The organism is Paraburkholderia largidicola, assembly GCF_013426895.1.
GTDB classification, from domain to species: domain Bacteria; phylum Pseudomonadota; class Gammaproteobacteria; order Burkholderiales; family Burkholderiaceae; genus Paraburkholderia; species Paraburkholderia largidicola.
On the sequence record NZ_AP023174.1, the window covers coordinates 2,434,814 to 2,459,024 of the forward strand.

Annotated in this window: 18 protein-coding genes and 1 pseudogene; 4 read left to right on the top strand and 15 right to left on the bottom strand. The window is 57.0% G+C overall.

Annotation, left to right across the window (positions count from 1 at the left end; all coding sequences use genetic code 11):
- Positions 1-77 precede the first annotated feature (77 nt).
- The 7 genes and pseudogenes from imuA to PPGU16_RS10920 all read right to left on the bottom strand — a co-directional run bounded on the left by imuA (position 78) and on the right by PPGU16_RS10920 (position 10,813).
- Positions 78-785 (bottom strand): translesion DNA synthesis-associated protein ImuA, encoded by a 708-nt coding sequence (gene imuA, locus PPGU16_RS10890; RefSeq protein WP_180720000.1) that lies wholly within the window; start codon positions 783-785, stop codon positions 78-80.
- A gap of 1,844 nt (positions 786-2,629) precedes the next feature.
- Complete coding sequence (locus tag PPGU16_RS10895; protein ID WP_180720001.1) at positions 2,630-3,760, bottom strand: alpha/beta fold hydrolase; 1,131 nt, start codon at positions 3,758-3,760, stop codon at positions 2,630-2,632.
- 47 nt (positions 3,761-3,807) lie between these two features.
- Positions 3,808-5,052, bottom strand: a complete 1,245-nt coding sequence (locus PPGU16_RS10900) for an MFS transporter (protein ID WP_243460535.1) — start codon at positions 5,050-5,052, stop codon at positions 3,808-3,810.
- 557 nt (positions 5,053-5,609) lie between these two features.
- Positions 5,610-6,787, bottom strand: a pseudogene (locus PPGU16_RS10905) (porin).
- Positions 6,788-7,800: 1,013 nt separating this feature from the next.
- Complete coding sequence (locus PPGU16_RS10910; protein ID WP_180720002.1) at positions 7,801-8,097, bottom strand: hypothetical protein; 297 nt, start codon at positions 8,095-8,097, stop codon at positions 7,801-7,803.
- An 856-nt stretch (positions 8,098-8,953) separates the two neighbouring features.
- Complete coding sequence (locus PPGU16_RS10915) at positions 8,954-9,547, bottom strand: cysteine hydrolase family protein (protein ID WP_180720003.1); 594 nt, start codon at positions 9,545-9,547, stop codon at positions 8,954-8,956.
- Between the two features lie 33 nt (positions 9,548-9,580).
- Positions 9,581-10,813, bottom strand: a complete 1,233-nt coding sequence (locus tag PPGU16_RS10920; RefSeq protein WP_180722606.1) for an MFS transporter — start codon at positions 10,811-10,813, stop codon at positions 9,581-9,583.
- Between the two features lie 124 nt (positions 10,814-10,937).
- Here PPGU16_RS10920 and PPGU16_RS10925 point away from each other — a divergent pair, with 124 nt between their 5' ends.
- Both PPGU16_RS10925 and PPGU16_RS43375 read left to right on the top strand, forming a co-directional pair.
- Entirely contained in the window at positions 10,938-11,588 is a 651-nt protein-coding gene (locus PPGU16_RS10925) for a GntR family transcriptional regulator (protein WP_243460536.1), read from the top strand.
- A 414-nt stretch (positions 11,589-12,002) separates the two neighbouring features.
- A complete protein-coding gene (locus PPGU16_RS43375; protein WP_180720005.1) occupies positions 12,003-12,293 on the top strand; it encodes a MarR family winged helix-turn-helix transcriptional regulator in 291 nt (96 codons plus the stop codon).
- Positions 12,294-12,533: 240 nt separating this feature from the next.
- Here PPGU16_RS43375 and PPGU16_RS10935 read toward each other — a convergent pair whose 3' ends face one another.
- From PPGU16_RS10935 to PPGU16_RS10965, 7 genes are all read right to left on the bottom strand, one after another.
- Positions 12,534-13,040: a peroxiredoxin gene (locus PPGU16_RS10935; RefSeq protein ID WP_180720006.1), complete on the bottom strand. Its 507-nt coding sequence runs from the start codon at positions 13,038-13,040 to the stop codon at positions 12,534-12,536.
- Between the two features lie 145 nt (positions 13,041-13,185).
- A complete protein-coding gene (locus PPGU16_RS10940; RefSeq protein WP_180720007.1) occupies positions 13,186-14,145 on the bottom strand; it encodes a peptidyl-alpha-hydroxyglycine alpha-amidating lyase family protein in 960 nt (319 codons plus the stop codon).
- An 8-nt stretch (positions 14,146-14,153) separates the two neighbouring features.
- Positions 14,154-14,936, bottom strand: a complete 783-nt coding sequence (locus tag PPGU16_RS10945; protein ID WP_180720008.1) for a VOC family protein — start codon at positions 14,934-14,936, stop codon at positions 14,154-14,156.
- Positions 14,937-15,081: 145 nt separating this feature from the next.
- Positions 15,082-16,041, bottom strand: a complete 960-nt coding sequence (locus tag PPGU16_RS10950) for a PDR/VanB family oxidoreductase (protein WP_180720009.1) — start codon at positions 16,039-16,041, stop codon at positions 15,082-15,084.
- 86 nt (positions 16,042-16,127) lie between these two features.
- Entirely contained in the window at positions 16,128-16,553 is a 426-nt protein-coding gene (locus tag PPGU16_RS10955; RefSeq protein ID WP_180720010.1) for a Rieske (2Fe-2S) protein, read from the bottom strand.
- A gap of 29 nt (positions 16,554-16,582) precedes the next feature.
- A complete protein-coding gene (locus tag PPGU16_RS10960) occupies positions 16,583-17,626 on the bottom strand; it encodes an amidohydrolase family protein (protein WP_180720011.1) in 1,044 nt (347 codons plus the stop codon).
- Positions 17,623-18,783 (bottom strand): amidohydrolase family protein, encoded by a 1,161-nt coding sequence (locus PPGU16_RS10965; protein ID WP_180720012.1) that lies wholly within the window; start codon positions 18,781-18,783, stop codon positions 17,623-17,625. The genes PPGU16_RS10960 and PPGU16_RS10965 overlap by 4 nt, the downstream gene beginning before the upstream one ends.
- A gap of 944 nt (positions 18,784-19,727) precedes the next feature.
- Between PPGU16_RS10965 and PPGU16_RS10970 the strand changes: the two genes are divergently transcribed.
- Both PPGU16_RS10970 and PPGU16_RS10975 read left to right on the top strand, forming a co-directional pair.
- Positions 19,728-21,071, top strand: a complete 1,344-nt coding sequence (locus tag PPGU16_RS10970; RefSeq protein WP_180720013.1) for an MFS transporter — start codon at positions 19,728-19,730, stop codon at positions 21,069-21,071.
- A 466-nt stretch (positions 21,072-21,537) separates the two neighbouring features.
- Positions 21,538-22,152, top strand: a complete 615-nt coding sequence (locus PPGU16_RS10975) for a cysteine hydrolase family protein (RefSeq protein WP_180720014.1) — start codon at positions 21,538-21,540, stop codon at positions 22,150-22,152.
- Positions 22,153-22,494: 342 nt separating this feature from the next.
- Here the strand turns inward: PPGU16_RS10975 and PPGU16_RS10980 are convergent, their stop codons facing one another.
- Positions 22,495-23,955 (bottom strand): NAD-dependent succinate-semialdehyde dehydrogenase, encoded by a 1,461-nt coding sequence (locus PPGU16_RS10980; RefSeq protein WP_180720015.1) that lies wholly within the window; start codon positions 23,953-23,955, stop codon positions 22,495-22,497.
- Positions 23,956-24,211 lie beyond the last annotated feature (256 nt).

Below are 24,211 nucleotides of genomic sequence, written 5' to 3' on the forward strand. Positions count from 1 at the left end.
GGTCCTCGCAATACGCATGCGTCTCGCCCGAAAGCACAGCCGTGAGTTTCTCCACCGCCTCCCTGCCCTGTTCCGGCTCAGGCGACCACTTCGGTCGAACCAATTTGAGTTGTGACGTCGGCAACTGGACGGCGGGAAAGACGCGCATGACGGGAAAACAGAACAGGAGTGGGTTGAAGAGGAATCGACAGAGGCTCCATGCGTGTTGGGCCTCGTCGTTTCACAATATCGACTATCAAGCCTTCGGCTGACGGTCGTAGCGCCAGCCGCAAAAGCGCCGGCGATGAATCCTGGGCCGACGCGAGTGGCCGGACCATGATGAAGAGCGTCTCGGATGATTGCGCGGCCAGATGCAAGCGACGCAACGACGACGCCTGCGCGTGCTGCGCCCATAAGATCAGCGCGCCGCAAGTACCGGCGCGCAGAATCTGCTCGGCAGACCAGAAGGCGTCGGCACTTGTTCGAGCCTTGACGTGCAGCAACCTGTCGAGCGAGAGGCCGATGTAACTGAGGCCGAGACCGTCCGGGATATGCGGCGGCTGTACTAGCGCGATCGGACGATCGCCCATAGAACTCAACGCTGGCCGCAACAGGCGCATTTCTCCTACGCCAGGCACCTGAACCAGCAAGTCGACAAGCGCGCCGATGGGCCAGCCGCCGCCGGGCAACTCTGCCGCTAGCGCGGGATAGCCGGTGTCAAGCGTGCGCCGGCCGCCGCGTGCGAGTTGCGAGGCTCGCCATAGCGATGGGTGAATCTCTTCGGCGCGGGTAGCGGCAGGCGACATCGGCGTAGGAAAATACCTGTATATTTATACAGTATCGTACCTTGAAATTGAATCGAATGATCAGTCACCAATAAAACAATCCAATCGCGGATTGAACCGTGTGACCTGGCAGAAAAGTGCGCACTCACGCGCGGTGCGCCCTCGTGCCGACTGGCCGACGCAAGCAAATTCGACCGCATCTGCTATCTAAGCGTGACCACCGAGCGCTGCCCACAGGGTGCGTGGCTAGCACGCGACCAGATATGCAACTGGCTGGCTGATGAAAGGCCTCTATTGCTTCACAAACTTAACAAGTGAACGCCGATACCTCCGCTTCACCGACACGCGATCGCCATTGCTTCCTAGAGACGGCGCTGGCCGACGCCTTTAGTAGGGTGCAGCAAGGAACGGCCGCTAGTACTTCCCAATGCAACGACTCGCGGCCTTGTTTTCTTTCCAGCGTGCCCGCAATCGACAAGCATTCAGGGCCCAATCCGCAAGCAACCGAGGCTACCGGTTGTGTGTTGACGAATCAACACAGCTCATCTCGGGAACCTTCATCAGCATTTCGTGGAGAAACCCGCCCCTTGCGCCCCTGCGTGCATCCCGACGCCGCCATGTTCGAATTTAGTTCACGAGTAATCCAGCTACAGGCCGATGAGGTCGCCGTTCTCCGGAACGTGAACGGATACTACGCTGCGGTGAAGATCAGGTCGATCACGGACCGCTTGCGTGGGGATCATACCAACGACGGGGTGTCTTTTGACTACCAGATTCTGGGCGACGGTAGTCATTCGTTTTCGAATGCATCATCTAATTCTGGCGTAGCTGGCAGCACTCCGATGTTCGTCACCTCAGTAACGGCCGCGATTTGACGTGCCGCTCAGCAGAATCAAGGGAGGCTAGAGATCCAGCTTGCCTTGCTATGCGATCTGGTTGCGGGATACGGGAACGCCAGTGCGCATACTGAACATCAAGTGCGCTCTGCCTTGCGAACGATTAATACTGCGGGGTGGGGTCAGACTTCCATTGAGCACGACGGCCTGGTAACCATCACGGTTACCAAGCCAACTCACGTGAATGAGGTGCCCATTCTTTCGCGACCGCAGATGCCGTCCGTGACAACAAGTCCGTATCCGGTACTCACCTTCGTAACCGATGGTCGCAATTTAGAGCTGGTCCCCAAGCCTAAATTATGTGGCCACATCACGGACACGAGGACACTCCTTAAACCGGGAGACGAAATCAAAATTAAAGTAGATGCCAATGACCCCGTTGGTGGGAAACTGCAGTACCGCTTCCGGACACTCCATAATTCAGTGGATAGTGGCTGCAAGACGAAAACAACTGATCATATCAGTTCCAAACACCACAGATATCCGGGAGATTTGCGACGTCGCAGTTCGCATCCGCAGCGAGCGGAATTACCACGCCCTTGGTGAGTACGATGACCACGTCACCCTCCGTTACGTAGTTCGCCCGTGAGCACAGAGCGGCTGAAGTAAAGTCGCCAACCTGGCAATCGCCCAAATGGATGGTAACGCAGCAAAACATGGCGCTTGTCGAGCCGGCAGGCGCCGCATCCGCGGCCCTTCAGGAGCAGGGATGCCAACTGACCGCAACTGTCGATTTCTTTCGACTGGCCAATCACACACATCACGAAGCCGTCGACAATAGTATCTTTGGGTTTAGCTGACGGCTGCGACAGGTTGCCCGGTCACAGAAATACCGTTCGACAGTAACTCCTCCCAAACGGGTTGCACGGTTGCGTTGCGCTTACCTCATTCCAACGGTTCAGCCATTCCGATTCCCTCCAGGCTGTAAGGAATCGGAATATAGAACGCGCCATAGGGCGAGACCAACATTTAGCGAGATGGAAGACCGTCAATCCAAGTCTGAAGCCTAGACCACGCAAGCGCTCTCTTCGGCGAAAAGTTGTGCATGTGCGCGCATTCCGGAATTTCGAAAAGCGTGATGTCCACACACTTGCGATAAGCAACAGGCTCCTGCCTCAAGTCACGCAGGACATCCCGTTCACCTGCTGACAAGAAAACTGGAACTTTAATCTCAGCAGCTTCACGCGCGACGATCCCTTCCTGGAGGCAGATCTTCGCGAAAGGCGGAAAGGTTCTGGTGGTCCAAAGTGGGAGAGCCGATGGCCTACGCACAGGAAAGCCAACGCTCATGTCTTCCTGAACCAGTGCGGGGGGAACGTCCTCCCAATGGTACGCGAATCGGAGATTCGCCAACTCGTCCACGAATGGACCCGACCACGCTTCCGCCAGTGATTTTGAATCGTCCTCCGACGACGAATGGGGAGCAATCATTCCGTTCGGTGTTGGCACTACGGTGTGTATTGCACTAAACCCGAGCACTGCAACTGCATCGAATGTCGCATACTCGGCCTGCTGTGCGATGAGCTGCATTCCCCCCAGCGAGTGCCCGATACCGACCGACCTTACGACCGCAACAGGTGCAAGGCCGGGAACCAACGTCCCGGCGCGGATGCGTTCGATCGCTTCAGTCACAACGCCATGAACAGCCTTAATCGTCGCGGCGAGCCCGCAACGGTCCGGCTCAAGCGCTGTACTATCACCACCTCCGTACGGGTCGAGAGCGAGAAAAATCACACCGCGGCGGGCATGCCACTCCGCCTGCGTTTCACCGTCGAGCAACGGATGCTGAATATCGTAGTAGTGTCGACTGTATCCGCCACCAGGAAAAGCGAATACGACGGTGGTGCAATCGGCCGTATTAGGAGGTGCCACAACCGTCGCTGCGATTGCAACGTCCCTTTCCTCGCAAACCTGGAGTGTAAGTTCCGCGCGAAGGAGTGAGGATACCGCGTGTGGGGGTGCCAAAACCTCTGTGTTCATCTCTTGAATCCCTAATGTCGAGAATTCTATGACGTGACGCGCGTCAAAAATCGAACGGCGAAGACTGAAATAGTTGGGCGCGTCGCAGTTGTCCTGTCTAGGATAACTGCGACGCGACATGGACCGTTCCGCGGTACTGCGTTACGGGTTCGTGCCCGCCCTCACGGTTAGTCCGGTATGCGCCGCGCCCGGAACGCATAATAGATCTGGATCGCCGAAGAAACGGCGAGCAGTGCAAGGCTGACAACGCGCAGGAACTCTGAGCTGGTGAACCGATCGCTTCCATGGGCCAAAACCCAGCCCGCCAAAGCGGGGCCAGCTGAAATGCCGGCTACGGCGACGATGTAATAGACGCCGTTCATTTGACCGGTTTTATCCAGCTTGGACATCACGCCAAGGATCATCGGATTAATGACCCAATAGGCAAACGCGAACAGCAACACGGAAGTCACGAAAACAGGCAATGACCGCGGAGCGACAAGCTGCATCGTGACTGAAACACACAGAAGAATGAAGAACGAGGTGATGATCGGTGCGGACGATTTACGATCGCCAGCAAACACGGCGGAAGCTGCCCCCAATGCGCTAGCGATTGCAGCCCATCCGATCACTGCAGACATCTGTGCATGGCCAATCGAAGTGGTTTCCCCAAGGACTGAGATGAAAGGCCAGAACGTTCCTACGCCAAGATAGAAGACGCCGAACGTTGTCGCGAGAATAATCTTTTCACCCAGACCCAGTGTCGCCACGTCCCCGATCGAGGTAGCTTTGTTCTTTGTGATTCGCTCGTTACTTTCCGGGATCCAGCCGATCAGTATGAGACCGAGTGGAACCGTACCGGCAAGAATGATGAAGATTGAATTTGCTCCACAAAGCCGGTCGATGAAGGGCATCGCAAAAGCGGCAACCGCTCCGTACAGTTGCGTACTCGTCGAGTACAAGGCTGCCGTCTTCCCCGGGCGGCCAGACAGTGCAATCAGAATTCCGAGACGCCCCAAGCCGAAGCCCGCGCCGAAGCCCGAGAGAGCGCGGAGCGCGTAAAGCACGGTACCGGGATCTTGCTTGAAAGAGATGCTCGCCAGGTTCGCCACCATCATCAAGGCGAGCGCAGCGAACAGATAGGGCCGTCGGCGAAGAGCAAACGGAAACGCCGTCGCCACAATACTTCCTGCGCTAGTGGCGATCATCTCTGTTGCCAGAAGATAACCGGAAGTCGCCTTGTCGAAGCCGACAGCCTGAACGAAGGCCTGAATAATCAGCGGCTTCAGGGAGCCGGCAGCATGTCCAGCAACGCCGATCATCACAATTGCGATGATCGGTAACGCTGCCATGATTCCAGCACGCGACATACCTCTGCCGACGGACGGGCCACCACCTAGGTCCAGATCTTTAGTTGCTGTTGGGTCGCTCATTTCAAACGTCTCCTGATTGTGATCGACTAGTTAAATCGTTGCAATTCCGATTGATCAACGGATCGAAATACTGTATTGCCACGACCTCAATGCAATGCTCGACGGCGCGCATCAATCCCGGGGGCTGGCTCTCGGCGCCATACCTGGGTGTCGATACGAATCGAATATGTGTAGCTATGCCCCATGGATTGCGTAACGTTGATCGCGCGCCGCGAAATCAGTGCCACAATCGGGATATATTCAGTTTGTCTGTTAATGTGTATTCAGTCTGCCTGTATATATTGCATGCGTAAATAGGGAATCTACTTAAGAGGTTGCTGACTCAGGCGGCGATAGACCAAAAAAGAGCTCGCCGCCCTTTACTCCACACCCGGAGCTGTGGGACATCCTCAGCTCGCGATCGCCGAAACGGTTCTTTCATAACGCGTGGTTTGTGCGCGTGGCGCGATGCGTGCCGGCGACGATCAGGCGAAGGCAATGGTCGTCGGGTACTTTCAATCGCCTCCGCCTGTAGCAAAGGTGCGCGAGCGCTCCTCGGTAGACACCACGCGGGCCGGTTAGAACTTGTGGCGGATACCCACCAATGCCGCGACCTGGTTGGCGGTCGAAGACGGTGACAACTGGTTGATGTTGGCGACCGCTGCGTGCTGCGTCGAATCGGTGCCGCTAGCGTGCTGATACACGCAATCGACGTAGAAATCGGTGCGTTTCGATACGAAATAGTCAGCGCCGAGCATCGCCTGGTGATACTTGGCGTCGCTTAGACCATAGCCCTTCGTGTAGTCATACGCGACACCGACCAGAAAGGACGGGGTCACCTGATATTTGAAGTTGACTTCGGCATTGTGGAACTTGCCCGAGCCGCCCTGATAGCCGGCCGGATTCAGACCCGCGCCTGCTTCGGAACCCACGTCCTTGAACTGGGTGTTGGTATAGGTTGCCCCGAAGGTCGCTGCGCCGAATGTGTATGCACCGCCTGCGGCGATCACCTGCTCCGTTTTGGCGGAAGCGAAGCCCGAGATCACCCTACTGCTCCCGAAGTTTGAGGCCGAGGGCGTCGTCGTGGCCGTACGGGAGTTTACGTTGTTACCCCAGAAAGAGTAGTTTGGATCCTGGACAGTCAGGAAGCCAGCGCCCAAACTCAACGGACCATTCGAGTACCCAACGCCGACCGACCAGATCTGGTTGCGGTTAAACTGGCCCGCATTGCCGCCAAGGCTGTACACGCCGCCGAATGTCAAGCCTGCGTAATTGGCGCTCTTGAACTTGATCGCATTGTTCACGCGGTTTGTGTTGTTCAGGTTATCCAGGTCAGCCGGGTGAGCAGCAAAGTACGTGCCCCACTGACTGCCCGCTTCGAACGCTCCCACGTAATCAACCACCGAGTCATACTGTCGCCCCGCCGTCACGGTGCCGTATTGCCCGGAGGACAATCCGACATACACCTGACGGCCGAACATGTCGCCGCCTTGGCCCAGCGCACCCGTGTAGAGGTTAAATCCACTTTCCACAACAAAGATGGCCGACAGTCCGCTGCCCAGATCTTCGGTGCCACGCAGGCCCCAGCGGCTACCCTGCAGGTTGCCGCTGGTCGCGAAGAAATTGTGCTGCCCCCAACGTTGTTCGTATATGCGATTGCGGCGTCAACGACGCCGTAAAGTGTCACGCTGCTTTGTGCGTGCGCTGTTCCCGCGAAAACGCTCAAGGCTGCCAGCGCGACTAGTGACTTTTTCATTGCAAAGATCTCCAGGAGTGGGTTTGGTTTTTGATGCCGAAAGCTTCTCGGCGAGGTGCTGCAATATCGATCCTTCGCATGCCTGTATTGCCGATTCCCGCGACCGCGTTGGGTTCTCGTCAGATATCTGTTTTATATTTACTATGCAGTACTACATGTTTAAAATTGACATATTTGTCAAGACAATCCTCGAAAACGCCTGGTTTTATCGGGATTCGTTACCCGCGCATGCGACGCAAAAGTGAACCGCGCGTCGAGTGATGCACCCGATCGCGATCACGGTTGTCGCCGCCTCCTCTCCATCTAGCATTCGTTGTCTGAAACGTCGCCAAGGCGGGTTGCTCGATCATTCATTCTTTGAGCCATCGGTGATGGTGTGAGCGTCGTGATCGTATTCAGGCAACGCGTGTGGGCGCGTCGGGTTGCGTTATTCCTGGCCAGTTCTCGGCCTCGATGCGGTTGCGAGTATCGGTGGAGCGGTGATGAGACGCGCGCACGGAATCCCCTGGTGGGAAGTTTGGGGGCGACGACGGCGGACTGAATCCCGTTGCTCGCTGCAGGGTCGCTCATCTCAAACGTCTCCTCATCTTTATCTAGAAGTTGAACTCTTTGGATTCAACCCCTTGTGCGTTCGCGACTTCTTGCGATGCAACGCAATGGTCATGCGACGGGACGTCCGGATCAATCGGGCGCCGATACTCATCCGATTGATCCAACTACCCGCTTACGGTTTCACAAGCGGTCTCGGGCCAGAATCGGTCCTATCAGACGTCACCACCCTATTCTTCAGTCTGACTGCCTAATTTGTGATCAGTCTGCCTGTATATTATTGAAACGTATGTAAGGGAATGTACTTAAGCGCCGCACTGCTCGTCGAAGTGTATTCGGACTTGAGCGCAGCCGGATGTGGTATTCCGTTGGGATGGGGACGTCGTTTGACGATTCGCCGCGTCGCGCCACCCCAATACGTCATGAACCCGTTGTTCCGAAGCAGCCCTCTGCACCATCCGTTCTTACACTGCTAATTGGATATCCTGAGCATATCGGGTCGATTCAGCCGAACTCGGTTCCACTTTGTGGAGATTCATGGCGGGCCGTCGAGTGTCCGGCGGAAACACACACCAAGAGCCGTCGTCATGCCTGAAAAAGACAAAGGCGAAAGTGCCCGACGGACGGATGGTTTGAACACACACATATCGCCACGGCTTGCTCCGTGTGTGGCTGAAGTGCGTCACCCTCGCGTAAATTGCAGAGTCGGCGCCTAACCATTTTTCCACCAGCGAACGCAGCGAACTGTCGCGGTAACTCATGTCGACCTCCATACATCGATAATGCTGCTGGCACCGTCGTTCGACTATCCAATCCTTGAACCAACAGAACTGACCGCAAACAGCCGGCTGCCACCGAGACTATGTCGACTGATCGATCAATTGATCAGTCTGCCTGTGCATTATTTTTGATCAGTCTGCCTGTATATTATCAGCCCGTATGTAAGGGAATCTACCTAATTCGCATCGGACGGGCGCGGTTCGCCATACTTGCAACAGACTCAGGTTCCAGTGATGCCGGGATAGGTTTTCCCATCGCGTCAGCGAGCGTGAATGAACATCGATGTGGTCACGGGGTTGGTTATGGGAGCGCACCACGATCAGCTACGGGCCCTTCGCGTTCGGATCCTCACGGGCGCGATGACGAGATACCGTGAATACGGGTTCGACATCAAGAAGCGCACCTCACAAGGGCCATCAGCTAACGTTGGCGCTATCGATCGTTGCAGTGAACGAGACTCATGTCGTGTGCATTCACGAAGCTAATTGTGTTGTTTTGGCCACAGAGTCTCATTTCGAGGAGGAGCGTCTCGCGATCGACATGCTCGCGCCCGCCGCTTCCACCTCGGGAGTCAATGGTTTTCAGTTCGCGCCATGTCCGCAAGAGGGGCATCGACATTCGCGGAGAGAGACGCGCGGGTGAGCCCCCCACGCGCGCTCGAACCGGTGGCGTGAGAAGGCGTTCGCGCCGGAATCGGCACCGGATAGCTGCTCCCCCGGGAGCAGCGCTGGTCGTCCAGGCATTGGATCTCGTCGGACCCGCATGAATCGCGCTCAGACGCGCGCCCCGAATCAAAGCAATCCGCGATTGGAGGAAGCAATCTGACGCGTTGCAGTGTTACGACTTCAACGCTGCTTCAATATCAGCGGTCAACTGGACAGCTGCGTGCTGAGAGATAACCTTCTCGATCAGGACAACGTGAGTCTGCTCATCCGGATCGGTGCATCCATCGCTTGCGATCACCATTTGATAGTCCAGGTCGAACGCCTGCCGGACGGTAGAGAGCACTACGCCGGTCGTCGTGACGCCCGCGAGGACAAGCGTTTCAATACCGTTCGCGCGCAGCAGCCGCTCAAGATCTGTTCCCGTAAATGCGCCAATGCGATGTTTGGCCACGACCGGTTCCAGCTCCAGCGGCGTCAGGTCCTTGTGAATCTCCGTACCACCGCTACCCGGAGTAACGAGTCCACTTTCCTTCAGATAGGTGAAGAGCTTGTTGCCCGGGCTAATCTCTGGATAACCGGGCCGGAAGGCGACAGTGACGTGGATCGTCAGCATGTCGACTGCACGCGAAGCCCGAAGCAGCTTCGATGCATTACCGACCACTTCGGCCGCTGCCGCCGGCGTCAGAAAATTGTCGAGGACGAAGCCCTGAAAATCCATCAGCAGCAACGCAGATGTCTTCGGATCGATGGAGAGCGGTTGAGACATTGAAAATCCTGTTGGTTGGATTGAAGTGAGGCGTCAAGCACGCGCGGAGAAGCCGACCGCTTTCCAGTTGCAGGCTGCACCGGCGAGCAACAGAATGCATGTCCCGAAAAAGACTGCCCTGATGCCCAGCTGTCCGCCGATGAAACCGCCAATCAGCGGCCCGGCGACCTGCCCCGCAAATTGCGAAGACAGCGAATAACCCATGACGGTCCCGACGAAGTGGTCCGGCACATTGTTCCTGATCACAGCAGCAATGCAGGGAAGCAAACCGCCGAGAGCGAGCCCCATAAGAAATCGGAGCGCGACAAGTTGCCACTCGCTGGTCACGAAAGCCTGGGGGATCAGCAGCAGGCCAGCAGCCGTGAGCGCAGTAATGATCACCGTCGAATGCCCGACACGGTCGGCCAGCTTTCCAAGCTGCGAGGCCGAGACGATGCTGCCGAGTGCCGCGGCCGCCATGACGAGGCCCGCCACATAAGTGACACGTGCACTATCGTGAGCGATGGCACTGGCGCCCGACGGGCCATGGACGAGTGTTGCGACATACACGGTGATAATCGGCTCGATCGACATGTTCGCCACCATAAGAAGCAAGCCGGTGGCAAGCATCGTGAGCACAACCCCTTTGTTCGGCAATTCCGACCAGCCTTCCTTGTGGCGTCTATCTGCCGGATCTGAGACACGCGGCGCCTCGCGAACAAGAACAACCGTAGCAACAAAGGCGATGAAGATCAGGACACCAGATGCCCAGAACGTCGCCCGGATCCCGATCAATGAAGGAACGGAGCCTCCCGCCAATGGGCCGAGCAGGTTTCCTGCCATCACGCCCGACGCGAGGATGCCCAGCGCCCACGCTACACGATGCCGCGGCGTCTGAACGGCAACGAGGATCGTAGCCCCCGAGGAATAGCCTCCAGCGATTCCAGCGAGAAATCGCAACGCCACAAACTGCCATATGTTCGTCGACAGCCCCATGAGCGGCATTGTTAAGGCCATACCGAGGCTGGCGCGCACCAACATTGGTTTGCGCCCGTAGCGATCGCCCAGTCGTCCCCAAAGCGGTGCGATCAGACCGGCAGCCAGGAAGTTGGCACCATATGCGATCCCCGCCCACTGCACGATTGATGCGTGACCGGTAACACCGAGCTGTTCTACGTAGATAGGCAGAAACGGCAGGACAAGCGTCATTGCGAAGACGGTTGAGAACGAGCCGAAGAAACAGATAGCGAGATTGCGCCGCCAGTACGCGTGACCTTCAGGATTCATAGTGTCAGGGAAAACCCGGAACTGCATAAGTGATCGATGTTGGTATACTATCTTGGTATACCACATTGGTCAAATAATACAGGCAGACTGAACATCGTCTGCTGAGAACGGGGACTTGAATTTGATGACGCAGACCCAGCTCGTCGAGGATCGGCTTCGACGCATGATCCTCGACATGGATATCGGCCCAGGCGAGCGCACGACAGAACGCTGGCTCGAGGAACAGCTGCAAACCTCGCGGACATCGGTTCGCACGGCACTGTTTCGCCTGGAAGCGGAAGGCCTTGTCAGTCGCAATGGCCGGGCATGGTTCGTTCCGCCGATTGACCTCGAAGAAGTCAGACAGCTGTTTATCTATCGCGAGATTCTCGAGGTGGCAGCAATCCAGATCGGCGGTCTCACCGCAAGTCCCGACGAACTCGCCGAAATGGAAGCCATCCTCGACTCGATCACCGACGATACCGCCCCTGAGCAACGCGCTAGCGCAGCGCACCAGTTTCATCTCAGGATTGGTGGGCTCGCCAGAAATGAATTTGTCAGCCGGGGAATCGCGGATTGCATGACCCGATTGCTTCGAGTTCGCTGGATCGAGATCGATGCCCCGCTTGAGCGTTGGGCGGAACATCGCGCAATGCTCCAGGCCCTTCAAAAGGGACAAATTGAACATGCCATCGAGCTAACGAGAGATCACATCAGTGCGGCACGTGATCGACTGCTGGGCGCACTGGCATCGGGACGGCGGAGCCTGCGCGCGCGTGGCGCGGTCATTTCATAGAGAACCAGTTCGGCGTCATCGTTCCCCTTCCTCCGTCATCGTCATTGAACGGACAGATCGCAGTGTTTGAACACCAAATTGAATCGTAAATGAGCGCTTCGGATGTAAAATCAGTTCGTGCGGATTCATAATTTCGCAGCAGGTAACCCCTGACCACCCCTTGCTGGCGTTTGTGCCCCGCGTGTTACATTGACGGTGTAGAACGCATTGCACATCGATAGCGGTACTTACGACGTAGCGTCCAATCTCAATATGAACGTTGATCGAAATTCCGTTGCGGAACTCGCATCCGTCGCGGAGCTCGCATTTGAGCTTCGCGAAACTTTAGGCCGAGGGGCGAGACTCATCCGGGTCGAGTCTGGTCCGCCGTTATCGCAACTCACTGTCCTCGGCCATCTTCAACGCCAGGGTGCGATGAGCACGAACGACCTCGCGGCAGCCGAGCGTGTTCGTCCGCAGTCGATGTCAATGACAGTCCAGGCGCTGGAGAAGGCAGGCCTGATCGGGCGCAAGCCGCATCCTACCGACGGACGGGCGACTCTCGTTCAGTTGACGCGCAAAGGTGCCAAAACGTTGGACAGCATATTTGCGGCACGGGAAGATTGGCTGACTTCCGTCATCCTTGAACAGTTGAGCGATGACGAACGACAGGAACTGCATCGGGGATTGGCGCTTATCCAGAGAATCATCCACAACCGTGAATAATTCACGGGGGCGATTCCCGCTTAACGGGAATTCGCCCTCGCGCGGGGAAACTGTGACTGTCCCGGCTTCGCCCCGCGCCTCGTAAGGCGACGCCTTCGACTATCGATAATCGGCTTATTCACGCAGCACGATGTTCGGCAGCTGTTATTTCGCGAACGCGAAGCAACCCATGTTGCACTTTCAGCGAGGGTGTTCCGCCCCGCCGACAGGTCGCCCCAGTCAACGACACCCCGCAAACGCTCAGCGCAATAGAGCCAGGATACTCTGAGCGTCGCTGACCTCGAATTTTCCGGGCGCTTCAACATTGAGTGACTTGACCATCCCATTGTCGACCAACATGGCATATCGCTGCGAACGGACGCCCATTCCGCGCCCGGTCAAGTCCAGAACAAGTCCAAGTGCCTGACAGAACTCCGCGTTCCCGTCCGCAATCATCCTCACCTTACCCCCGGTTTGAAGATCGCGTCCCCACGCGTTCATTACAAACGCGTCGTTGACGGAAACACACCAGACCTCGTCGATCCCGGCCGCGGACAATTCCCCTGCCGCGTCGACGTACCCTGGTACGTGTCTGGCGGAGCACGTCGGCGTGAAAGCACCCGGCAATCCGAAGATGACCACGCGCTTACCAGCGACCCGCTCACGCGCCGAAAACTCGCCCGGTGCGGCCACAGCGCAGCCTTCACTCGCGTCTTCCATAAACTCAAATAGACGGACATCGGGCAATGTATCACCCACCTTGATCATGCTCGTTATCCTCTCCACGTAAGTTTCCTAAAATCCCCAAAGGTGTTGTCGTCCGATCTAACGGATGCATCTCGCGCGAATCCCCGGCTACCAGTTGCTCGTTACCGTGTTGGTGTGCAGCATCCGCAAACCGCGGCGCTCCTGTTTACGAGCGTTGATTGAATTTGCGCAGACACCGATGCACGGAATAGGGCCTACCGGTATAGCCTGCAAACGACTCGGGCACCTCAGAAACGTAGACCGCACCTCTGGAGTCAATGGCGATTGCATGCGGCGCGGGAAATTCAACGCCGGAGCGGTCCAGTCGGGCAATAATTGCGCCGTCCGACGAGCGTATCGTCACCCGCCCCGGCATCTCCTGCTCTGCCCGGCCAAGGCGCCAGGACTTGAGGTCAGCAGGACCACGCGGAAGTTCGGTCACGTACACGTTCCCATCGCGATCGAAAGCTACGTCCGTTGGCCGCTGAACATCGTTCCATACGTCCAGCAGATCACCATCGCATGAGAATATCTGGATGCGATCGTTCTCCCGATCACAAACCCAAACGCGCCCCACGGCGTCGACCGTGACGCTGTGTGGAATGACGAAACAACCTTCGCCAGGCCCCGGGCCACCCCACGAACGAACCAACTGTCGATCTGCAGAGAAGCGATGCACCCGACAATTGCGGTATCCGTCGCTGACGAACAGTTCACCGTTGCGCCAAGGCGCAACCTTGGTAGGCCGGTTAAAGGGTGGCCCCCCAACCATTCCATCGTATGCAATCTCTGCGCTCGAAGCTCCCGCGACGTATCCTGTATCGGATGGCACACCGGTGCCGATCGATTCGAGGAGGCGTCCCGACCTGTCGAACACGAAAACCTGATGGCCTCCATCGTCGGCGACATAGACTGTGTCGTCTTCACCGATCGAGATAAGGTGAGGTCGGGGCGAAAAACGGCCACTTCCCCATCGATCCACAACGGTTCCATCAGGGCTCAATACGGTGACAGGATCGTCACCACGACGGAGAACATATACGCGATCCTGTGAATCAACTGCTACACCGGTAACGTCGCGCTCCCACGTATCTTCGCCCCAATTTGCGACCTCCTCGAAGTTCATCGCGAGTCTCACTCAGTCTTTGCACGTACCCAGTGCGGCACCAACGAAGGAGCCTGGTCGGACGCTCCGTCGAGAAGCGCCGATACAGGCTCCTCGTCGATGAACCAGTCGGAAAAATCATACGACTGCCACGCGGCATCGCCGGCATCGAACGAAGAAATCTCGAGCGGATTGCCGCTGGGGTCGGAGAAATAAATCGAAGAGATGAAGCGATGCTGATTGTTCGCACCCTTTCGTTCTGACACTTCAGACACCGGAACACCTTGCGACATCAGGTGCTCGCGGAACCACACGACCTCAGCATGCGAGGCCACGTCGAACGACAGGTGATCCAGCTTCTGCGGTTCCACCGGCCGGCTCCATTGCGCCTTGCTTGCTGCCGGCCAAAGAACAGAACTCACGGGAGCGGGCGGTCGCTCGGTCACCGTGGGTGCCTCGTACAGTGAGAACAACTCGCCATTGCCCATCTCGAAGAATACCTGCCGAACCGTGATATCTACGGCTATGGGGGATGTCTCGGCCTGGTCCTGAGCAGCCGACCCGCTCGAATGATGTGCTGAAGAACGCAGACCCTTTGCAGTAGTGGCGAACCGCTGGGTTCGTACCACGCGCATGCCGAGCACATCCCTGTAAAACCGCACGCCTTCGTTCATGTCGCGGGCAAACATGACAAGATGGTTGATCCCCAGGATCCGTCCAGATGCTGGCCCCGATTCTTGCAGGATCCGACGGTGGCGGGGCAGTTCATCGGTATCTGACGATCCACCTTGTTGAGTCGACATTGCAACCATTATTAGTACTCCTAATATTCATTTGATTTCACCGTCACGACAGTCAGGCCCGCGTGTTTGCCACATGTCGGCGTAGCCAACGCAGAAACGCGAGCAAATCGTGCCAAGCGCGCTATCACCTTGATTCAGATGTCACTTCGCCCGACTACGCATCGAGAACCAGACGAGTCGAGCAAGATCTGGAGACGCACACCATGATTGTCTGCCCTGCTACGCGCTCTTTTTGGCTGAGCACTGAGTCGCGGTGGTCAGGTATTCCCGCGAGAACTCGCGTCTCGCACGACCCGCACACACCCTCCTGGCAGGACGAGTCAATGTCCACGCCGTATTCCTCAGCTAGCTCCAGGATGGAGCGGTCCGGCGGAACGGTTATGACAAGCTTTGACCGCGCGAATTCGACCTCGAACGCACCATTCGCCTCAATAGATCCGTCGTCGCGAGGAGCAAATCGTTCGTAGTGAACTCTGTCGGCCGACCATGAGGCACAGATTTCGTCAATCGAAGAAAGCATCGGCTCGGGGCCACAGCAGTAGAGGACGGCTTCTGGGTCGGCGTCATGGATCAAGGCAGCGAGATCGAGCTGGCCGCTGATTTCGCTCTCGTGAAGCGAGACCTTGTCACCACCGATTGCGCGTACCTCATCGATAAAAGCCATCGACTCGGCCAATCGGCCGCAGTAAACAAGCCGCCAGTCTGCACCCGTAGCCGAAACCTCAGCGATCATCGGAAGAATCGGCGTGATGCCGATTCCGCCCGCGACGAAAAGGTAACGCTTAGCCCGCACAAGCGGGAAATTGTTACGCGGCGCAGATACACGAATCGTATCGCCTTCCGCAAACACTTCATGGATATGAGCTGAGCCGCCGCGCCCATCCTCCGCCCGCCGTACAGCGACCTGCCAGTGACGTCGATCGGCAGTTTGGCCACACAAGGAGTACTGCCGCACATAATCAACGCCATTCGAAGCGAAGTGGACGTCGATATGCGCTCCAGGCTCCCATTTTGGAAGTTGCAACCCATCCTTACGGGCGAAAGTGAGGCGAACGACCCCCGTCGCCACCACATCTTTGCGGGCGATCACAAGTTCGAAGTCGCGTTCAGACATAACCATTCCTTGATAAACAAGCGGGCCACTGCTGTTAAACCGTGCGGCCCGCTTTACCACGAGTTCGCGAGTCGAAGTCGATCTGATCAGATTTCGAGGACGACCGCATCACCTTCGACGGAAATCGGAACCGTCTCGACTCCGGCTTTCAGGCGCTCGAGCTCCTCCGGCGATTCGATCGTCACCGGGTAGCTGCGCACTTTCTGGTTGGACTTGAAAATCGTCCGCCCTGTCTTGATTTCAAACTCCCAATGATGCCAGGGGCAAGACACGATCTCACCATCACGCACCCAGTGCATTTCCGGCATGCCATCCGCCGCCAACTCTGCCGTCGACGTCCCGCGAACATGGCCCTTGCAAAGCGGGCCGCCCATGTGCGGACAGGTGTTCTTCAACGCGTAAAACTCGCCATTGATGTTGAATACGCCGATCCCGCTCTTTACCTTTTCCGGATAGACGATCGTCGAAGAGCCGGGCGGAAGATCGTCGGCTGCACCCACTACATATCGCATTTTCTGTCTCCTGTTTCAGTCCTGGCGGGTCACGAGCTCAGTTCGGCCGATACTCGCGACGCGATACGCGGATAGAACTCCACCGCGTTATCGGCAAAACAACGAGCCCGGTCTTTCTCCGACCACGTGGGGAACACGTCCTCTGCTTTCGCACCATCCCAATAGGGATGGCGGCTGCCGTAGACGACGAGCGAAGAATTGTCACCGCCAATCGTCCCGGTTGCTGCCTTGCTGTGCGGCGAGATTTCGTCGTCCGCCTGAGTCACGAAGCGAACATGGCGGGCCAGGTATGTCGACGGATCATCGCTCACCCACGGCACCTCCATCCGATCGGATTGCCAATCCTTGTCCGTCCGGATTGCCAGCGAACGCGCCGCGTGCACGCTAAGGTCGCCGAACACGACACGAAGCTCCGGTAGGCGCTCGAAGACCCCGGCGATAATGAAGCTGGTCAGTTGCACGATCGACGCCATGGGGCGAAGCGCATGATCTTCCGCAAAGAAGCTCGGGAAACCGACCTGCGACGGCGGCGGTTCGATCAGCGTCGAAAAATCATCGTGGACATAGACGACGAGGCCGCGCTCAGCCGCCGCGCGCCAGATCGGGAAGAAGCGCTGTTCGCCAAAGGTCGCAAGAGAACGCGCCGGCACGACGAGTTGGACGAACCGGTCGTCATCGGCCCAGCGATCAATCTCACGCAGCGCCGTATCGGTATCGTTCATCGCCAGGCGGATCGATCCCAGGAAACGTCCCTCAGATTCCGAAGACTCCAGCCACTTTTTGAAAAGCAGCGTATTTGCGGCGCGCGCAACGGCAGCAGCCTGTTGCGGGTTCGGCCAATATCCGCGCGTCGTCGGGCTCAGCACGGCATAATCGACGTCGGTGCTACGAAGGTAGGCCGCGACGGCTGCAGGGCTCATTGCCTGTTCCGGGGTCACGGACAACTGATCGAAAGGAGAGCGATACTTCTCGCCGAAAAGGGGAGGCAGCTTCAGGAAATTCCAGGGCGAGCCGATTGCTTTATTGAACTCGACGCTTCCCAGGACCGGGTGGATAGCGCAATCGATTTTCATCGTGCACCTCCTGCCAGATCGAAGCGGTCGACCGGCCTTGTTTTCGGCAAGTCGTAAATCACTCGTGCGTTCTCATACATGATTCGGGTCTTCATTTCGGCGTCGAGCGAACGAGGAAGCGCCTTGCTCGGCGGGTCATAATCGTAGTGCGGATAATCGCTCGAGAACATTACCAGTTCGCGGGCATTCGCTTCTTCGTAAAGGGCAGCGATCTTGTGCGGATCCGTATTCTCTTCAATCGGCTGCGTTGCAAAGCGGATGTGATCGCGCACATACTGATGCGGCGTCTTCTTCAGCCCGAGTTCCTGCCCGGTCTTTTTCCAATGGCGCTCAAGTCGATCGATGAACGGCTGATACCACAGGAAACCGCCTTCGATGAACAGCACCTTCATCTCGGGATGCCGATCGAAAACGCCATTGCAAATCCAGCTGGCCAGATGTGCCCCGTATGCCATCGGTGCAATGAGGGAGTGGTACTCGACGAAATATTGCAGAGGCCCCGTCGAGGTCCATCCCAGCGGCTGTGTAGCACCGCCGCGGAAGTGCATGGCAATAGGAAGGTTATGCCGGGCAGCAGCTTCCCAGATCGGGTCATAAATCGGGTGACCGAACGGGCGGGGACCATAATGGCCAATCACCACCTGCCGGAACCCGGGATGTTCGCCCCATTTGTCGATCTCTCGTGCGGCCGCAACCGGATCGTCGATGCCGATGGAGATCGAGCCAACATAGCGATTCTCGGCGTTGTACTTGGACAGCCAGGTGTCAGCCAGCCATGCGTTCACCGCGCTGGCCAGCGCCGTATCGAGTTTCGGATCGACCGTGAATCCGCGAAAGCTCCAGGGCAGCAAAATCGCGTAGTCGGTCGGGTCGTCGACGAACATCTGCTGCCCAACCATGTCCGGATCGGAACCGATGTCGCCGACCTTAGGATAGGCATCCTTACGACCGCCGCCCTCCAACGTTCTGTACGTCGGACGGCTGAACGGCACGCTGGCGATTAGATTTGGAACATCGCGCCAGGGTGCGTCCAAGTAAGGGATAAGTTCTTCGAAATTGCGTGGTTCGACATGGACGTCCGTATCGATCACCTTGATTCCAACGTGATCGAGTTGACTGTCCCGCGCTTCCGGCCGCTCAAGTGTTGCCGTCGTCATAGACTGTCTCCTGACAATGTAGGGTCGCCGTTTTGATGTTTCTTCGCGACGAAGTTTCGTCGTGATATTCAGTCTGCCTGTATATTTTTTCCGTGTCAACACACCACCCGGTAGGTAGAAGCCCGAAGACGCCATGCTCGGGATTGTGGATGGACGATTGGGTCGATTGTTCACGCCGTGTTTATCAATTGCGGAAGGCAGAAACGAAGTCGCGTTATCGAACTTCCGCCCACAGACAGATCCGCGATCTCCCGACCTGTGTGGGCATTGAGGTTTGGCCCGCCTGGATTTGCGTCAACATGCCCTGCCCGCGCCGAACGTAGGTTTTCATCTATGCGTTGAGTAAGTGGATTCCCTTACATACGCGTCACAACTATACAGGCAGACTGATCACCATTATGCAGTTCGCCTGTATATTCCGATGAATCCCGACTTCCCTACTATTCGGTGCACACAGGGAAGGCTGGCAACCCGTGCGTCAGGAGGCCAAGGACGACCCCGCATCCACATACAGACTGTGTCGCCGTAATACGTTTAATGCGGATTAAAAGAGCATTTTTGGGACCAGAGAAAGCGGCGACAGAACGGCGGTTTACTACAACGCCCGGATAGTGCTGCATCCGCTTAACGAAAGCGCGCCCCCGCCACCAGTCAAAGAGGCAAGTTCACAGAGAGACGGTGTCAGTGAGTTGCGGGTTTGATATCTGTACCCTTATTCGCGGCGATCCAGCAGGGCGCGCGGTATCGGTGGTGGCGGAAAAGGCAACAAGCACAGCTGGTGAGCTCAAGCGTCGGCGCTGAGCACATGCAGGTAGGACCGACTGAGCACTTTCGAGCGGTTTGTCCACGCCAGTGTCCATAGGACCGTGCCAGCTGGTCTAGCCTAAGCCCTACAACGGAATCGATTGATCCGGTTTTAAAATACTCAAGTTCAGGAGACGAACGTGCAACGCATCGATGTACATGAGTTGGTCGACGAGGCCCGCTTCAATGGTTTTCATGCCAAGATACTGATCTGGTGTCTGTTGATCACAGCCATCGACGGCTATGACCTCACTGTCACAGGCATCGCGCTGCCTTCAATCATGCAACAGATGGGCGTGAGCGCCGTGACAGCGGGCTTCATGACGAGCTCCGCCTTGTTTGGCATGATGTTCGGGTCAATGTTCCTCGGCGCCCTGTCTGACAAGATTGGCCGTCGCTGGACGCTCTCTATCTGCGTTTTCCTGTTCAGCGTCTTCACGGCAGCAGCAGGTTTCACCAGCGAGCCCGTCAGCTTCAGCATACTGCGCTTTATCGCTGGACTAGGACTCGGAGGTGCAATGCCAAACGTCATTGCACAGATGAGTGAATATTCGCCGAAGAAGATCCGCAGTTTCGTGACGGCCATGATGTATTCGGGCTATGGGCTTGGCGCCATTTCGGCAGCCGCTCTGGGCAAACTTCTCCTCGTCGACTACGGCTGGCAGGCGGTTTTCTTTGCGGCCGCTCCGCCGCTGGTGCTGATTCCATTCATTATGAAGTCGATGCCTGATTCGTTGCCGTACCTGCTCGCGCGCCGGGCTGATAACCAATTACGTGCGATAGTCAGCCGCCTTCAGCCGGGTCTTCAGTTCCAAGATCGTCTGGAGTTTCGCGCACCCACCGGCGTGCGCACCGCGGGCGCGCCCCTCGCACGGCTGTTCCAGGACGGCCGCGGCATGAGTACTCTCCTATTTTGGCTCGCTATGTTCACCGCGCTGTTTATGATCTACGCTCTTATTACTTGGCTAACCAAGCTTATGGCAATGAGTGGCTATAGTCTCGGTTCAGCGCTGAATTTTGTCATCGCAATGAACGTTGGCACGATCATTGGTGCCATCGGCGGCGGCTGGTTTGCCGACAGACTGAACATCAAGTGGGTGCTAGTGACGATGTATGCGCTGGGCGGCATGTTTCTGTGCCTGATGACGGTGACGACGTCGGCCACACTACTGTTCGTGATTATGGGTGCCGTCGGTGTTTGCACCGCTGGGGCGCAGATTGTCGCGTATGTATATTGTGGACTCTTCTATCCGACGGCGATCCGCTCCACCGGCGCCGGCATGGCGATGGGCATTGGGCGCTTAGGTGCGATAGTGTCGCCGCCGCTCATTGGAATGATGGTTGCGCTAAAGTTGTCGCTACAACAGAATTTCCTGATGATCGCCGCCCTCTGCGTCGCCGCCGCATTCATGTTTGCACTCACAGATAATCGTCGATTTGCGTCTTTGCATTCTGAGGATACAGCCCCCGAGGCAACCGTCTGAATACAGGCACTAGCACGCTCGACAGCGAACAGCCGATTATGCACCCGGATGCTCCGGGTAAATGAGCGACGTGTTCTGATGGCGACGCTGGCCACGTCCTCGAATCGCATGTAAATCGCCAGCTGTATGTCGCCGCTTGTCGCCGTCGGTGGGATAGAACATGACGATTCGGCGTTAGCCCGCGGATACGATGGGTAGATCAAGCCACGGAGGAGTGTCGTGTATGGATACCAATAAGCCGCAGTCGACAGTGTCGAGCGTCAAGTCTTCCCTACTGGCGGCAGCTCATTGTGTTGAGCGGCAAGAAGCGTCCGGACTCAGGCGATTTCATACAAGCTGACGCAGCGCTGCGACGGGCCCGCAATTCACGTTATATCTGCATGGTCTGGCGAATCTGCCTATAAAGCCCCATGGAGCACGCAGCTTCGTCGACCATCCTTCTCGCAACATTACCCAAGAATTCACGATGATCGATTTACTAGCTGTGCACGAAAAACTTGAACCCATTAATCCAGCATCGACGGCGCTGGTGCTACTAGACCTCCAGAAGGTCTGTATCGAGCAGTGGGTACCCGAGGAAAATAGGATAACGTTGCTAAAGAACGTCTCTAACCTTCTAGCGTGGGCGCGCAAACTACAACTATCTGTGATTCACGTGAAGGTTGCCTTCCGAGAAGGTTACCCGGAGATTAGCTCATCGAACAAGCTGTTCTCCGAACTCGCGGCTAGTGATCTATTTCTCCCCTCAAGCCCGGGGTGCGATTTCCACGAAGCTGTCAAGCCAAACTGTGGCGAACCTACGGTAGAGAAGCATCGTGTTGGCGCGTTCACCGGCACTGATCTCGACATGATCTTGCGATCGAGAGGCATTCGAACAATCATTTTTGGTGGAATTACGACAACCGGGGCGCTGCTTTCGGCAGTTCGGCAGGCGTTTGATCTCGACTATAAACTAATCGTTCCAGGCGATTGTTGTGTTGATCCAGACAATGAACTGCATGAGATTGTCCTCAACAGAATCGTCGCAGTTCATGCCACCGTAACAACCGCGAATCGTCTAACGGCCGATTCAATTACCTGAGGGCACTGGTTGCTGAAGTTTTATCGCCTCTGAGGGTCGGTCGGATGCAGCGTCGCTCGACGGCTGGTCCCTCGGGAAGCCGGCCCCTCGCCTGCTGAATCGTCTTGGGGTCAACCCCGGCACCCAAACTCTCACGGCATAATCCACTGCAACGCGTGCGAAGTCGCCGCTCCCGACATCACTCCCATCCGGCCACCGGTTATACGCGTCACTTTCAATTCATTGCAAAACCCACGCCCCAAAAAAAGTGCCTTGGCCCAGACGTCAAATCTTCGGACCAAGGCAAAGCCCTCATAACAACCGGCTACAACTTGAACAGCGGTTCGACTTCCGCATCGACAACTATATTCCACCAATGCAGAGGTACTTTGTTTCGAGGTACTCGTCCAGCCCATAATACGCGCCTTCCCTGCCCAAGCCGGACTGCTTGATGCCACCAAACGGCGCTACCTCATTGGATATCAATCCGGTATTAATGCCGACCATGCCATATTCCAGAGATTCCGCTACGCGCCAGATGCGGCCGATGTCCCGGCTGTAGAAGTACGCCGCCAGGCCGAACTCCGTATCGTTTGCGAAATGCACCACTTCTTCGTCGTTACGAAAGCGGAACACGGGTGCGACAGGACCAAATGTTTCCTCGCGGGCGACTTTCATCTCTTGCGTCACATCTGCAATGACAGTCGGCTCGAAGAATCCGTGGCCGAGCGCATGGCGCTTCCCACCCGTCACGATCCGACCACCACGTGATACAGCGTCGCTGATGTGAGACTCCACTTTTTGCACCGCATCTTCATTTATGAGTGGACCTTGTGTGATGCCGCACTGCGTACCCAACCCCACTTTCAACTTCGCGACTGCGTCCGCGAGTTTCTCGACAAACTCGTCGTAGACCTTGCTGTGGACGTAGAAGCGATTCGTGCATACGCATGTCTGGCCCGCATTGCGATACTTTGATGCGATTGCACCGGCCACCGCTTCGTCGAGGTCCGCATCATCGAACACGATAAACGGAGCGTTCCCACCCAATTCGAGTGAGACCTTCTTGATGGTGGGTGAACACTGGGCCATCAGCGCCGAACCCACCCGAGTGGATCCAGTAAAAGAGAGCTTGCGAACACCCGGATTGGCTGTCATTTCGCTGCCGATCTGTTGCGGCACGCCTGTAATCACCTGGAAGACGCCGGGAGGCACACCCGCGCGCTCGGCAAGTACAGCGAGCGCCAAAGCGGTGAGCGGTGTCGCTTCTGCGGGCTTGACGATTATCGGGCAACCCGCTGCGAGCGCTGGACCAGCTTTGCGGGTGATCATCGCCGCGGGAAAGTTCCAAGGTGTAATCGCTGCACAGACTCCGATGGGTTCCTTGACGACCACGATACGCCGGTCATTGGCAACTGTGGGAATCACATCGCCATAGGCGCGTTTTGCCTCTTCTCCAAACCACTCAATAAACGAAGCAGCGTACTGGATTTCGCCCTTTGCCTCGCCCAACGGTTTGCCCTGCTCAGTGGTGAGTATCAAGGCGAGATCATCCTGATTTTCGAGTATCAGGTCATACCAAGACCGCAGAATTGCCGCGCGCGTCTTCGCAGTCAGGCTACGCCACGCGGGCCAAGCGGCCTTGGCATGTTCGATTGCTCGACGCGTCTCTGCCGCCCCCATGCGTGGCACGTGCGCAATGACGTCGCCCGTAGCGGGGTTCACGACAGGGAATGTCTCGCCGCTATCGGCGTTATCCCATCCTCCATTCAAATAGCACTGGTCGCGAAACAACGACGGTGCGCGAAGGTTTTGCATGCTCATCTGATGACCTCGGAGTCTATATGCCAGCGTGGGCCACCTCCCCGACCGTTCACCCTTCTTGTGGACAACGGCACAGGCAAGCCGGTTACCCAGCAGTCTGCATTGAAGAAAAAAAGGCGCCGCGGTCACGCGGCGCAAAAAAGGCACAGCTCCGGCGCAGAGCCGACCTTGGAGATACCCGAACGCGAAGTTCCGTTGCTTGTCGCGCCCTCTCAGTTTTCCGTAAGTGCTCTGGACTCGGGCAACAGATCCCTCT